General features: G+C 66.3%; 14 protein-coding genes. 12 read left to right on the forward strand and 2 right to left on the reverse strand.

Annotated features, from left to right (window positions below):
• Nucleotides 1-149: 149 nt before the first annotated feature.
• The 12 genes from ACFC06_RS00510 (at nucleotide 150) to ACFC06_RS00565 (ending at nucleotide 11,477) form a co-directional block, all read left to right on the forward strand.
• Nucleotides 150-1,010, forward strand: coding sequence for an ABC transporter permease (locus ACFC06_RS00510; RefSeq protein WP_375925975.1), 861 nt, complete (start codon nucleotides 150-152; stop codon nucleotides 1,008-1,010).
• 82 nt (nucleotides 1,011-1,092) lie between these two features.
• A complete protein-coding gene (locus tag ACFC06_RS00515; RefSeq protein ID WP_375925977.1) occupies nucleotides 1,093-1,878 on the forward strand; it encodes an ABC transporter permease in 786 nt (261 codons plus the stop codon).
• Between the two features lie 4 nt (nucleotides 1,879-1,882).
• A complete protein-coding gene (locus tag ACFC06_RS00520) occupies nucleotides 1,883-2,890 on the forward strand; it encodes a mammalian cell entry protein (RefSeq protein WP_375925979.1) in 1,008 nt (335 codons plus the stop codon).
• Nucleotides 2,887-3,888 carry an MlaD family protein gene (locus ACFC06_RS00525; RefSeq protein WP_375925982.1) on the forward strand — a complete coding sequence of 334 codons (1,002 nt, stop codon included), beginning with the start codon at nucleotides 2,887-2,889 and terminating at the stop codon, nucleotides 3,886-3,888. The genes ACFC06_RS00520 and ACFC06_RS00525 overlap by 4 nt, the downstream gene beginning before the upstream one ends.
• On the forward strand, nucleotides 3,876-4,904 hold the full coding sequence (locus tag ACFC06_RS00530) for an MlaD family protein (protein WP_375925985.1): 1,029 nt from the start codon (nucleotides 3,876-3,878) through the stop codon (nucleotides 4,902-4,904). Before ACFC06_RS00525 ends, ACFC06_RS00530 begins: the two co-directional genes overlap by 13 nt.
• Nucleotides 4,904-5,944 (forward strand): MlaD family protein, encoded by a 1,041-nt coding sequence (locus ACFC06_RS00535; protein ID WP_375925988.1) that lies wholly within the window; start codon nucleotides 4,904-4,906, stop codon nucleotides 5,942-5,944. The genes ACFC06_RS00530 and ACFC06_RS00535 overlap by 1 nt, the downstream gene beginning before the upstream one ends.
• Nucleotides 5,941-6,969, forward strand: coding sequence for an MlaD family protein (locus tag ACFC06_RS00540; protein ID WP_375925991.1), 1,029 nt, complete (start codon nucleotides 5,941-5,943; stop codon nucleotides 6,967-6,969). The genes ACFC06_RS00535 and ACFC06_RS00540 overlap by 4 nt, the downstream gene beginning before the upstream one ends.
• Before the next feature lie 20 nt (nucleotides 6,970-6,989).
• Entirely contained in the window at nucleotides 6,990-7,922 is a 933-nt protein-coding gene (locus ACFC06_RS00545) for an MlaD family protein (RefSeq protein WP_375925994.1), read from the forward strand.
• A gap of 117 nt (nucleotides 7,923-8,039) precedes the next feature.
• Nucleotides 8,040-8,534: a hypothetical protein gene (locus ACFC06_RS00550; RefSeq protein WP_375925996.1), complete on the forward strand. Its 495-nt coding sequence runs from the start codon at nucleotides 8,040-8,042 to the stop codon at nucleotides 8,532-8,534.
• Between the two features lie 94 nt (nucleotides 8,535-8,628).
• Nucleotides 8,629-9,600, forward strand: coding sequence for an amidohydrolase family protein (locus tag ACFC06_RS00555; RefSeq protein WP_375925999.1), 972 nt, complete (start codon nucleotides 8,629-8,631; stop codon nucleotides 9,598-9,600).
• 456 nt (nucleotides 9,601-10,056) lie between these two features.
• The gene (locus ACFC06_RS00560; RefSeq protein WP_375926002.1) at nucleotides 10,057-10,533 is read left to right on the forward strand and encodes an aldehyde dehydrogenase family protein; all 477 of its coding nucleotides are present in this window, start codon (nucleotides 10,057-10,059) and stop codon (nucleotides 10,531-10,533) included.
• Complete coding sequence (locus ACFC06_RS00565; protein ID WP_375926005.1) at nucleotides 10,488-11,477, forward strand: aldehyde dehydrogenase family protein; 990 nt, start codon at nucleotides 10,488-10,490, stop codon at nucleotides 11,475-11,477. The genes ACFC06_RS00560 and ACFC06_RS00565 overlap by 46 nt, the downstream gene beginning before the upstream one ends.
• A 266-nt stretch (nucleotides 11,478-11,743) precedes the next feature.
• Here ACFC06_RS00565 and ACFC06_RS00570 read toward each other — a convergent pair whose 3' ends face one another.
• Both ACFC06_RS00570 and ACFC06_RS00575 read right to left on the reverse strand, forming a co-directional pair.
• The gene (locus tag ACFC06_RS00570; RefSeq protein WP_375926008.1) at nucleotides 11,744-12,184 is read right to left on the reverse strand and encodes a DUF3618 domain-containing protein; all 441 of its coding nucleotides are present in this window, start codon (nucleotides 12,182-12,184) and stop codon (nucleotides 11,744-11,746) included.
• A gap of 102 nt (nucleotides 12,185-12,286) precedes the next feature.
• Nucleotides 12,287-13,243: a YihY/virulence factor BrkB family protein gene (locus ACFC06_RS00575; RefSeq protein ID WP_375926011.1), complete on the reverse strand. Its 957-nt coding sequence runs from the start codon at nucleotides 13,241-13,243 to the stop codon at nucleotides 12,287-12,289.
• Between the last annotated feature and the right edge of the window lie 282 nt (nucleotides 13,244-13,525).

Below are 13,525 nucleotides of genomic sequence, written 5' to 3' on the forward strand. Positions count from 1 at the left end.
CCGGTCTGCCGGGCGGACGATACAGCCTGGAGATCATGCCGGTGATCGACACGCGGAGCGGGATGAGACGCCCGCTCGCCGGATTGCTCTAATGTAGCTGTTCACAGACTTTCTCATCACTGTTGAGGGGTTGATTCCGGATGTGGCGCATGCTGGCACAGCGCACGGGCGCGGTTCCGCCAGCATCGACCGGGCCCGGCGCGGATTCTGATCAGGATCCGGCGCCGAATACGAATGCGATTGTCAGACATGATGTTCGGCCTGTCCGGGCCGCGTTCGACCACGTCGGCACGGCGGTCGGTGCCGGTGTGAACGAGGTGCGCGGCTTCGCGTGGCAGGAGGCGGTGACTCAGTCGTGGAGACTAGTGGTGGTCACCGTGGTGCCGGCGGTACTGATCGCTGTGCCGTGTGGGGTGATCGTGACGGTGCAGGTGGGGAATTTGCTCAGCGGTTCCGGTGCCGACTCACTGTGGGGTTCGGTGGGTGGGTTCGCGGTCGTCAAACAGGGCGCGCCGTTGGCCACCGGGCTGCTGCTCGGTGGCGCGGGTGCGGCTTTGATCGCCGCCGACCTGGGTGCGCGCACGGTCCGTGGCGAGATCGACGCGCTCCGTGCGATGGGTATAGATCCGATGCGCAGGTTGGTGATTCCGCGGTTGGTCGCGATGGCGTTCGTCGCTCCGCTGCTCGACGTCGTGGTGATCGCGGTAGGGATCGCCGCCGGCTACGTGGTGGCGGTAGGCGTCGAGGGGATCGCTCCGGGCAGTTACTGGTCGACATTCGGCTCGTTCGTCACAGTCCTGGATGTCTGGATGTCCCTGCTCAAAGCTTTGGTTGCCGGCATCGTCGTCGTTCTGATCGCTTGCCGGCGCGGGTTGACGGCCGGGGGTGGCCCCCGCGGGGTCGCCGACGCGGTGAACGCCGCGGTGGCCTGGTCCGTGGTGGCGATCGTGGCGTCGAACGTGGTTCTGACCCAGCTGGTCGGCCTGGCGGTGCCGGCGAGGCTGGTTTGACATGACCGCCGCCGCTGAGCGTTCGTGTGAGCGATCCGGTGCGACCGAGTTCGGTGTGCGTGTCGCACGGCTGGCCTCACCGGTGGAGACCCTGGGGTTCATCATCGGGTTCCAGTTCACGGTGCTGTCGTCGATTCCGTTCACACTCCTGCGCTATCGGTCCCAGATCATGCGGATGGTGTCGGAGATGGCGTGGGGGCGCGGGCGCGTGATCGACGGCGGAGGCGTGCTTCCGATGATGGTTGTCCTCGGTATCGGTGTCGGTGGGACGGTCGCGATGGAATCGTTCGCCGCGCTCGACTCGCTGGGCTTGGCACCGATCACTGGCTCGGTCTCGGCGTTCGCGGTGACTCGCGAGCTGGCACCGATCGCGGCGGCGATTGGATTCGCGGTGCAGGCGGGGTGCCGCATCACCGCGCAGGTCGGGGCGATGCGGATCTCGGAGGAGATCGATGCTCTCGAAGCGTTGGGATTGCGGTCGATTCCGTTCGTGGTGACCACGCGGGTGATCGCGGGCGCGGTCGTCGTCGTTCCGGCGTTGCTGGCGGGATTGGTGCTGGCCTATCTGAGTTGCCGTGCGTGGATCACCGTGGTCCATGACGAGCCGGTCGGGGTGTACAACCACTACTTTCTCGCGTTCGTATCCAGCGGCGACATGCTCGCCGCGGTACTCAAGGCCGCGTTGTTCGCTGTCGCGGTGATCGTGATCCACAGCTACTACGGCTACTGCGCCACCGGCGGTCCAGAAGGTGTCGGGCTCGCCTCCGGGCGTGCGGTGCGCGCGTCGACGGTGGCGATTGTCGTGCTGGACATGATCGTGACCCTCGCGTTTTCGGGCGCGCCACACACAGTGACGGTCGTGGAGTAGCGAAATGGCCGACAAACGCATGCCCGGTCTCGGGTTGAGCCGCAGAACAGCGTGGGCGACAGGCGGTATGGCGGTGGTCGTCGTGGTGGGCATCGTGGTCGCCGGGATGAATATGACGACGAATCGAGAGTTGCCCGCGCAGTACACCTTCCGGGTGACTCTGCACACCGAACAGATCGGTGACGGGATCGTCGCGGGCAGCGCGGTGCGCACCAACGGCGCGGAGATCGGGACCGTCGTCGAGACCGCGCCCGGCGATACCGGCACGCAACGAATCGTGTTGGCTCTGGACCCCGCTCAGCTTGCCGGAATCGACACCGGGTTGCGGGTCGATTACACCCCGGCCGGCGTGTACGGAGCCAGCGAGATCGAACTGTTCGCCGGTGACGAGGGCCGACCACTGCACCACGACAGTGTGGTCGAGTTGACCGGTGCCCGGGCCGGCGACGTGTACGACGCCACGCAGGATCGCCAACTGCGGGATCTGTCGGGCTTGGGGACGGCGTTGATCACCCCGAAAGTCGGGGCTCTGATCGCGCGCGTGGATCGCGACCTGCAGCTGATGGCGCCGTTGCTGCGAGCGTTGGCGCGCGTGGCCCGCGAACTCGCCGACAACCAAACGATGTCGGTGTCGGAACTGATGGGCCGGTTGGGCCCAGCCCTGGACGGCGGCGGACGTCTGGCCGCGGCGCTGGTGCGCTCGACCACCCTGCTGGACAACATTCATCGGCTCGCCGAGAACCGGGATCGGTTCGATGACGGCGTACAGCTGCTGTCCGATCGAGCGCTGCCGGGGCTCGCCGAATTCGGGCAGGTGGCCGGCGCTCGTTTGTCGGGAATAGAGCAGGTGCTGTCGTCGCTGCTGAGCGTGCTGCGACAACTGGTGCCCGAACCCGAGCGAAATGGTGCGGATGTGGCGGAACTGCTGAGGAGGTTGGCCACGGCGATGCCCGATTCGGGCTCGGGACCTGTGCTCGGCACCGAACTCGAGTTCGGCGGTGGGCAACGATGACGATTCGTCGCGCCGCCTGGGGGATGGGGTTGTTCACGACGGTGGTGGTGCTGCTGCTGGTCGGTGTGGTGCTGGTGATCGACAGGCCCGTCGCCGGGCGCACCGACAGCTACGACGCGCTGTTCACCGATGCCAACGGACTCAAAGTGGGCGATGACGTGCGAATGTACGGGGTTCGGGTGGGGCGAGTGGGAAAGATCCGGCTCGATGGAACGCTCGCGCGAGTGCACGTGGTGCTCGACACCACCGCGCCGGTATACGACAATTCTCGCTTCGCGATCCGCTACCAGAACCTCACCGGACAACGCTATGTGGATCTGCAGCAGCCACCGCATCCTGGCACGCGTCTGGGTGGGGGCGGGCGCACCATAGATACCGACCGGACCGTGCCCTCGTTCGATGTGACAGCCACGTTCAACGGGCTTCAACCGATCTTGACGACAATGTCGCCCCAAGCGATCAACCAGCTCACCGCGAGTCTGGTCGCACTGGTCGAAGGCGACGGCAGCGGATTGGGACCGGCCATGGCCGCCCTGGAAACTCTCGCGCTACACGCCGACGGCCGCCAGCAGGTGCTGCGGACGCTGATCGAGAATCTGGCCCAGGTGTCGGCGAAAGTCGGTGGCCGGGCGCAATATCTGGTGCCGTTGCTGGCCCGCCTGACAGATATCTTCCAGGCACTGCAGTCCAATATCGGTGGCCTCGAACAGTTCGTCTCGGCGATGCCCTCGATTCTGGGACCTCTGGACCGGCTGCTCAGCAGTGTCGGACTCGACGACGGTGACGACGTGGACGCGTTGATCCGGCGTGTGTTTCCCGAGCCCGGACAGGCTGTGAACGCTCTCGAGGCGCTGCCGAGCCTGCTGGCCGGCCTCGACGCCGTGGCCAGAACCGGCGCTCAGCACGGTCGGACGGCGTGCAGCAGCGGCGCTGCGCAGGTGCCGCCCGTCATCGCGGTCGTGATTGCCGGACAGAAGGTGACCGTATGCAACAGGTGAGAGCTCAGGAGTCCACGGACCAGAAATCGATCAGCGCTCGGTGGCGCGCGCACAGGCCCCACGCGCGTCGGCGCATCGCACTGGCCGTAGCAGTGGCGACGGTGGGTGGACTCGGTCTGCTCGGCGCTGATTCGTTGGTCCCGTTGCCCTTCGGCTCACCCACCTACACCGCGGAGCTGTCAGAAGCGCTGTCGGTGAAACCGGGCTATTCGGTTCAGGTCGCGGGAGTACCGGTCGGCCGGGTGGTCGGACTGGAGCTGAAGCCGGATCGGGTCCTGATGCGGTTCACGGTCGACGAGGAGGTGTTCGTCGGAGATCAATCCTCGATAGAGCTGCGGATGCTCACCATGCTGGCCGGCAATTACGTCGCGCTGTTCCCGCAAGGCGATCGGCCGTTGGGTCGGACACCGATACCGATGGAGAGGGTCGTACTGCCCTACAGCCTGTTGCAGACGTTCCAGGACGCGGTGACCCCGGTGCAGCAGATCAACGGGGATCTGGTGCACCGCAGCATGCTCGACCTCTCGGATGCGATCGCTCAGGCACCCGAGGCGCTGCGTACCGTTCTGGCGACAACCAACAGCTACCTCGACGCTCTCGACCGCCAGCGTGGACAGGCGTCGCAGGCGGTCGCGGTCGCCCAGGAGTACATCAGCGCGTTCGACGGGGCGTCGATGGATCTGGGACGGCTGGTCCATCAGGTGTCGCTCTTGCAGACCGTGCTGCAGAACCGGCGCGCCGAACTACGCGAAGGTGTCAGGCTGGTCGCTGTCATCCTCGACCGCGCCGCGGGCCTGGCACCTACGTGGGATTCCACCGTCGAGCCACGACTGCAACAGCTCACCGGTGTCGGCGCGCAACTGGAAAACGCGGGCGGGCACATCGATTCGCTGCTGCAGAGTCTCGCGCGACTGGTGGACACGTTGCGATCCGCATCGATCCCGGCGGGGTCTGCCGGCGAAGCATCAGCGCCTGTGGTCTCGGTGTGTATCCCCGTGCCCGGGCAGGGCTGCTGATGAGTCGGCACAAGCGCGCACCTCGTCTGATCATCGGTGCGGTGGTGGTCACCGCCCTCGTCGTCGCCGGGTACTTCGCGATCGTGCGGCCGCCACCCCATACCGGCTATTGCGCGCTCATGCCCGACACCATCGGCGTGTTCGTCGGTAGCCCCGTCACCATGCGTGGTGTTCCTGTCGGGACAGTCGAATCGATTTCGCAGCACGGTACCGCTGCCAAGGTGGACTTCATCGTGGTCGGTGACCGACCCGTCTACGCCGATGCCGGTGCGACCACCCTCACCAACAGCCTGACCTTCGCTCGCCAACTGGCGATCGTGGACACCGGCACGATCACCGAGCCCTGGGACAACACCGTATGCCTGAGCAAAACGGTGACACCCAAGAGCATGAGCGACACCCTCAACGCCTTCGCGCAACTGTCGGAGCAACTTCTGGGTCCGGATCCCGCGCAGAGCGATGCGCTGGCACGCGGACTCGGCGCCGTCGACGCGGCCACCGCGGGCACCGGGCCCGTCATCAACGAGATCGTGCTGAAACTCGGCAGCGCGGTAGCCAACCCGGACGCCGGAATCGCACGCCTGACCGCACTGCTGGACGCTGTTTCGGCGATATCGGGAAAGATCACCTCGCATTGGGGTGACGTCAAAACGATGGTCACCATGATGGCACCGCTGCTGCAGCAGAGCGCCGAGGAGATCATCGCACCCGGCATCGTGATCATGCGGCAGTTGCGTTCGGTGCTGCCCATCCTCGAAGACCTCGCCGATACTTTCGGCGGATCGATCCTGGCCGGGCTCAACGACACCGACAGACTACTGAACCTGCTCCGTACCGGAGTGGGCGCGCTGGTACAACTCATGTCATCGGTTCCGGTGCTCGTACAGACCTTTCAGTCGGTGGCGGCGACAGAGCCGAAACCGATCGCCACGCAGCCGGTATCGCCGACGTGTGCGGGACCATCGCAGTGGGGCGTGTGCGCGGGGGCAGGGCCTGCGGAGCTGTTGTCGGTGCTGCTGTCCGGGATCGGGGCTCGATGAGGACTCGCACGATGTTCGTCGCGCTGGCCCTGACCGCCGCGCTGTCGGCGACGGGCTGCGGATCCCCGATCACCGCGATCTCCGGCCAGAAGGTTCCCGGTCCGACGTATCGGATTCGAGCCGTGTTCTCCAACGTCCTGAATCTTCCCCTGCGGGGCGAGGTTCGAGCCAACGGTGCGTTGGCCGGAACCGTGGCGGGAATCGCACCGATGGATCCATTGCGTTCCGGTGGTCGTGGCTATGTCGTGGTGGACATCGATCTCGCGACCTCGGTGCGATTGCCCACCACCACGACCGCCGCACTGCGGCGAGACACCGTGCTCAGTGACAATCACATCGTATTGTTCACTCCCCGAGACGGATTCTCGGATCTGATGGCGCCGGGGGACACGATCGGGCTCGAACGCACGACCCCGCCGCTCGAGATGGAAAGCGTCATGGCCGCCTTGGCCGTCGCGTTCCAAGGCGGTGCCGTCGCGCAGGTGCGAGACATCGTCGCCACCGTGAATTCGCTGCTGCCCCAGGATCCCGCGACCACCGCCCGACTGTCGGGGGCGATGTCGCGGGCACTGGTCGACCTGGCAGGGCACCTGGACCAAGTCGACGCGCTGCTGGCGGGTTTGAGCACCGACACCGAGATCCTGCGCGCGCTGATCCCGGACCTGGAGGCTCTGCTCGGGCCTGCAGCCGTGCAGCGGTTCACCGACATCTCCGCCTCGCTCGTCGGCGCGGCCGGCCTGCTGGGTGCACTCGGCCCGGTGGGCGAGGCGTACTGGTGGCTGGGTCCGCTGCTGGACAGCGCGGACGGCGCGGTTCGAGTGCTGGCACCCTTGATCTGGGCCGGTCAACCGCTGGATCTGAGCCGCCCCGCGAACCTGCGGGCACTACAGGAGTTGTTCCGCGAGAAGCTGATTCCCTTCGCCGAACACGGCCCGGCGGTCACGATCACCGGCATCGGAGTGCCCGCGGGGGCGCCGACCGATCCGGTGCTCGCCGCCCTGCGGATGATCGGGGCCGTGCGATGAGATCAGGTGCGCTGATCTCGGTGATCGGCATCGCGTTGATCTCGATTCTGTGTACCGCGTATCTGGTGTTCGGGGCGCTGCAGAGTGGGCCGTTCACTTCGTACATCCACGCGACCATGGTGGTGAGCAACTCCGGGGGAGTGACCCTGCAGTCCCCGGTTCTGGTGACCGGCATCCAGGTCGGGCGGGTGACCTCGATCCGCAATACCGCGGCGGGTGTGGAGATCGGATTCGAGGTCGTCGCCGACCGCAGGATTCCTCTGGACAGTCTGGTGACGATCGAATATCTCTCGATGCTCGGCCCCCCGTTCGTAGAGTTTCGGCCCAACACCGGGACCGGGCCCTACCTGCAGGACGGGCAACGCCTCGCGACCGACCACATCCGCATGCCGTTGGCCGCTCCCAACGTCGCGGGGCTGTTCAGCCGTGTGGTGAGCCAGCTCGATCCCAGGGTGTTGGAATCGCTCGTCGACACCGGCGATGTCGCGTTGTACGGCACCGACGCCGCGGTCGCCAATCTCGCGCGCACGGGGAATTCGGTGGCGGCGGCGCTGATGAGTCGTAGCCCTCAGATCGCGACACTGTACCGCGAGCTGCAATCGGCGGCGGCGGATCTGGACTGGGCCGGGCCCGCGGCTACCGCGGCGGCCCCGGCCTTGGTTCGATTCACCCAGGCGTTGAACGAGTTGACCGCGGCTGTCGAGCAATTCATCGAATCGCAGCCGCCCGAGCGCCTGGCCGCCGACGGCGGCGTGCTCGCGGTACTGGAACGACTCACCGCTGTCCTCCGGGACACACCCGCGCTGCAACAGATCGTTCCGATCCTGCAACAGCTCGCCGATGCCATGCGCCCTTCCTCGGCCGCGACGCCGAATCTGTCCGTCTTGCTCGAGCAAGCCCTCAACGCGGTCACCCCAGAGGGCGCGGTTCGGCTACGAGTGACCGTCAAATAGTTCGCCACTGCCAGACACCCGGAGGAACCGATGTCGGAACCCGAACCCACCGTCGACGGCGACGATCCGCCCACCGAACTCGCCGGAGCACGAGAACGCACTGTTCCGCTGGCTCGGGTGCTCACCGGCGCCGCGTTGGCAGTCACTGTCGCGGGGGCGACGACCTTCGCGTTTCTGTGGCACGGCGCACGCGCAGAACTATCCGCTCGCGATATCGCCCTCGCCGATCAACAGCGCGCCCGCGAGGTAGCGACGGCTTACGCGGTATCGGCCTCCACGATCGACTATCAGCACATCGATGCCTGGACAACTGATCTCAAAGCCAATACCAGCGCCCAGCTCACCAGCAAGTTCGTGGCCACCGCCCCGCAGTTGCACGACATCTTGGTGCCGCTGCAATGGAAGTCCACCGCGACGCCTATCGCGGCCACGGTGACCGACGGCGCCAATGGCATCTATCAGGTCAGCGTCTTCCTCGACGTCCAGTCCAGCAGTGTCCAAGCACCCGAGGGCGTGAAATCCACGGTGACCTACACCGTGTCGGTGGACCCGGCCGGCGGATGGACCGTCACCGATATCGGAGGCCTACCGCCCATCCCCGGTCCACGCTGAACCGGTCGACGACTCGCCGCCCGCATATCGAGCATTACAGCACTGTATCGACCAGAAGCTCATTCATGATGCACCCCGATCCCAGGAGAACCCGATGAGCCGTGCCCGTCGCATCGACACCCATCAGCACATCGTCCCGCCGCACTACGCGGAATGGATGCACTCCAAGGGCATCCGCCCAGGTGGGGTGGCGCTCCCGCTGTGGTCGGAGCCCGAGGCGTTGTTGTTCATGGACACTCACGGGATCCAAACCGGTGTGTTGTCGTTGTCGACGCCGGGTGTGTGGTTCGGGGACCAGGCCGAAGCCCGACGGTGGGCACGGGAAATCAACGAATACACCGCCGACGTCGTGCGCGCACACCCGGACCGCTTCGGATTCTTCGCCACCCTCACCCTGCCCGATGTCGACAGTGCTCTCGCCGAAGCCGAATACGCCCTCGATACCCTGCACGCCGACGGTATCGTCCTGCTGGCCAACAACGACGGCCGTTACCTCGGTGATCCCGCTTTCGCACCCCTGCTCGACTTCCTGCACCGTCGCCAGGCCGTCGTGTTCATCCACCCCGGCGAACTGCCCGCCGAACCCGTACCGGGAGTTCCCACCTTCGCCGCGGACTTCCTGCTGGACACCACACGAACCGCCCTCAGCCTGATCCTGACCGACTCGATGGCCACCTACTCCGACATCAAGTTCATCCTCGCCCACGCCGGCGGCTTCGTCCCCTACATCGCCTATCGCATCATGCTCGCGATGCTCAACGACAAGAACAAGATCCAACAAGCGCTGGAAGTCCTCGACAGCGATCGTCAGATCCCCAAAGAACTGACTGTCCTCAAACAGTTCTATTACGACACCGCCCTGTCCGCCTCCCCCGCCGCGCTTCCCTCGTTGCTGCAAGTCGCCGACCCCGACCACATCACCTACGGCAGCGACTTCCCGTTCGCACCACCACCCGCGGTCCACATCATCAACAGGCTCTACGAGGATTATCCGTTGGACGATGCGCTGCGGCACGCGATCGACCGCGGTAACAGCGAAGCGCTCTTCCCACGGCTCGAGGGCTGAGACCGGATGCCGTCGGCCGACTCGGTGAGTCGAACCTCGATCTCGTTGCGGCCGAAGAGCGGCGAATTCCTCGGCCGGGACTCGATACCGAGGGTGCGGCGGTGATCATCGCCACCCGCCCACCGCGACGCCACACGCTCGAGGGGCTCTCGCCATCGTCGCGAGGAGACGACGACAGGTCGAGCCGAGACCCCGTAGGCGCGGTTTCCGCGGAGCGCGCCGGGGTAAGGCCGCCGATATGAGCGAGTTACCAGCGCACGGCTTCGCCCGACCCCGCACCGTGGGTGTGACCGGGCTGCTTGCCGCGTCCGCCGCAGGAGTCGGTTCGCTCGCCGGACAGGGTGCGTGGACCGGCGGGTCGGGGCAGCCCTGGCGCCGCAACCGCGCCGCGGGCTCGTCCACCCCGCCGATTCAGACGCACCGGGACGACTGCAACGACCACGAAAGGAATCATCGATGGCGATCGCGACCGTCAATCCCGCCGACAACACCACCGTCGAGGAGTTCGACGAATTCACCGACCAGCAGATCGACGCCGCCGTCGCGGCCGCCGACGCCGCTTACCCGACGTGGCGGGACACGAAGAAGTCCGAGCGCGCGGCGATTCTGGCCCGCGCCGCCCAGCTCATGACCGATCGGGCCGACGAGCTCGCGCCACTACTGACCACGGAAATGGGCAAGCTGATCGGCGAGAGCCGTGGCGAAGTCGCGCTGGCCGGGGCGATCTTGCAGTACTACGCGGACAACGGCGAGGCGATGACCGCCGATGAGAGCATCGAAGTCGCTGACGGATCGGCCATCGTCCGCACAGCGCCGCTCGGAGCGCTCCTCGGCGTGATGCCGTGGAATTTCCCGCTGTATCAGGTCGTGCGCTTCTGTATCAGGTCGTGCGCTTCGCGGCCCCCAATCTCCTGCTCGGCAATACCGTGCTGATCAAACATGCCAGCAATTGCCCGCAATCGGCGCTGGCGCTCGAGCAGCTGTTCGCCGACGCGGGAGCCCCGCCCGGCGTCTACACCAACCTTTTCGTCTCCGGATCGAAGATCGCGGGCGTCATCGGAAAACCCGAGATCAAAGGCGTATCCCTGACCGGCAGTGAAGCCGCCGGGGCGAGCGTGGGTGAACACGCGGGCAAGAATCTCAAGAAATCGGTGCTCGAGCTCGGCGGTAGCGATCCGTTCATCGTGCTCGACGACGGCGGCGATTTCGCCCGCCTGATCGAAGGCGCGGCCACCGGGCGCATGGCCAATACCGGCCAGAGCTGTGTGGCGTCCAAACGGTTCTTCGTCGTGGGCGACCTCTACGACCGTTTCGTCGACGGGCTCGCTCAGGCCCTGGGTGAGCTGACGCCCGGCGATCCGCAGGACCCGTCGACCACACTGGGACCGCTGTCGTCGGAGCGCGCGGTGACCGACCTCGCGGAAATCGTGCAGGACGCGCTCGATCGGGGAGCGACCGCGCGCGTCGGTGGTCATCGTGTCGACCGCCCTGGCGCCTACTTCGAAGCGACCGTGCTGACCGGCGTCACCGAGGACATGCGCGCGTTCAGCGAGGAACTGTTCGGCCCCGTCGCGGTCGTGCACCGGGCCACCGATGCCGACGACGCGGTGCGCCAAGCCAACAACTCCAGCTTCGGTCTGGGCGCCACCATCTTCTCCGCCGATGTCGAGGCCGCCCGATCGGTGGCCGACCGGCTCGACAGCGGCATGGTGTGGATCAACCACCCCACCGGCACCGCGCCCGATCTCCCGTTCGGCGGCGTCGAACGCTCCGGTTACGGACGCGAACTCGCCCGGTTCGGAATCGGAGAGTTCGCCAACCACAAGCTCATTCGCACAGTGCCGAAGGAATCCGACATCGCCGGTGCCGGCGGCTGATACTCCCGGTCGCCTCGGTGTCCGTCGATGTCCACGATCCGAGCGAGTGAAGGGCACCACCGCGGAAAGATCGTCATGGATGTCAGCTGAATCGGCGTCGCGAGTGGCGAAATCGCCACCGTGAGAACGACTGTGACCGCGAGGGCGCCGAATGGTCGGCTGCCCTCGCGGTCCGGTTGCGGCGAATCAGTCGGTGGGCCAGGTGCCGGTCAGCGACTGGTAGCCGGACGCTCCCGCGCGGTCCACGGCGGGGCGATACGGCGTCTTCATGACCGCCGCCTCCGCGCCAGCCACCAGATCACGGCGACACCGGAGATCGCGACCGCCGCCAGCGGCAGCGGCGCGTGCCGAGCCACCTCGGCGGCCTGCCTGCCACCGTCGATCACCCGGTCGGGCACCGAGGACTCGACCTGTTCGGCGACCTGCCGGGTCTTCTCCTCGGCCACGAACTGGACCTGATCGGCTTTGTCCTTCGCGACATCCCGCGCCTTCTCCGCCTTCTCCCTGACCTTGTCACCGGTGGCCAACGCCTGGTATTTCGCGGCGGTCACCGCGTCCTCGGCGGCCGCGGCCGTTCCATTGATCTTGTCTTTCGTGCGGTCGGACACGTCGATTTTTTCGGCCGCATCGCTGACGGTCTCGCCGAGTTCCCGGCGAGCCTTCTCGATGTCCTTGCGCAACCCGTCCGGGTTGTCGGGCTCGTTCATCGCTTACTCCGTTCCTTGACGATGTCTTCCGTGGCGCCCCGCTCTGTAGGAAGCGGTGGCGTGGTCTCGGTGAAGTTCTTCTGGCTCAGGCCGTCCCACGCCTCATTCGGGTTGCTCTCTCGGGGGAAGGACCGGTTCTCGCTCGGGTGGTTGGCCTTGTTCGATGCGTTTGCCCCGGGCCAGTTCGGCGTTGAATTCCGCACCGAGCAGGACCGCCACATTGCTGAGCCACAGCCACACCAGGAAAGCGACGGCACCGCCCAGCGAGCCGTACACCTTGTTGTAGGAGCCGAAATTGGCCACATAGACGGTGAAGCCGGCCGAGACGACGATCCATATCAACACCGCGAGCACGCTGCCCGGCGACAGCCACCGGAATCCCGGCTGTTGCGCGTTGGGCGCCGCCCAGTACAGCAGGGCGATCGCGAGACCGACCAGGACGGCCAGGACCGGCCACTTGGCGATGTCCCAGATCAACACCCCGACCGAGCCGACCCCCAGCCACTCACCCGCGGCACCGGCGAACCTGCCGGTGAACAGCACGCCCACCACGCACAGCGCGATCAGCAGCACCATCACCGCGGTGAGCCCGACACGCAACGGCAGCGTCTTCCACATCGGGCGACCCTCGTCGGTGCCATAGATGGAGTTGGCGGCCCGGATGAAGGCTCCGATATAGCCCGAAGCCGTCCACAGGGCGGTCACCACGCCGATGATCGCCAGCGGACCGGCCGCCGAACGCGAGCCCTGCAGTTCCCTGATGGCGTCGACGAGCAGATCGGTCCCCGGGGTGGCGCCCAACTGCTCGAAGGTCTGGATGAGCGAGTCGGTCGCGGAGGGCTGGAGCAATCCGAGGATCGCGGTGAGCACGATGATCCCGGGAAACAACGACAGCACGCTGTAGTAGGTGAGCGCAGCGGCCCAATCGGTCACGTTGTCTTCCATGAACTCGCTCGCGGTGCGACGCAGCACGCCCCACCACGAGCGCCCCCGCAGCTCCGAGGGACCCTCCGACCAGCTCTGCGGCCTCGACTGGGACTCGGCAATACTCTCGGCCATCCGAACATCTCCTCCTGATCGCAGGCCGACTACCCGGTACCCCAGGTGCCAAACAGAACGTCCGCCGCTAACCGCCGCCCTCCGAAACGATTCGGACTCAGGAAACCGCTGGTCCATCCTTGATGAGTTGGGAAGATTTGGGCAGGGTTCGATGCCGCCGCTCTGCATGAGCGTGCCTAATTGGTTGGCCGATCCACGCGCGCTGACCTCCCACGAACCGATCGCGGTGGCGGCCGTCGGGTAAAGCATCGAGCGTACCGTCCCCACTACTCGCGACGAACC

This window comes from Nocardia sp. NPDC056064, assembly GCF_042266925.1.
In the GTDB taxonomy this organism is placed as follows: Bacteria; Actinomycetota; Actinomycetes; order Mycobacteriales; family Mycobacteriaceae; genus Nocardia.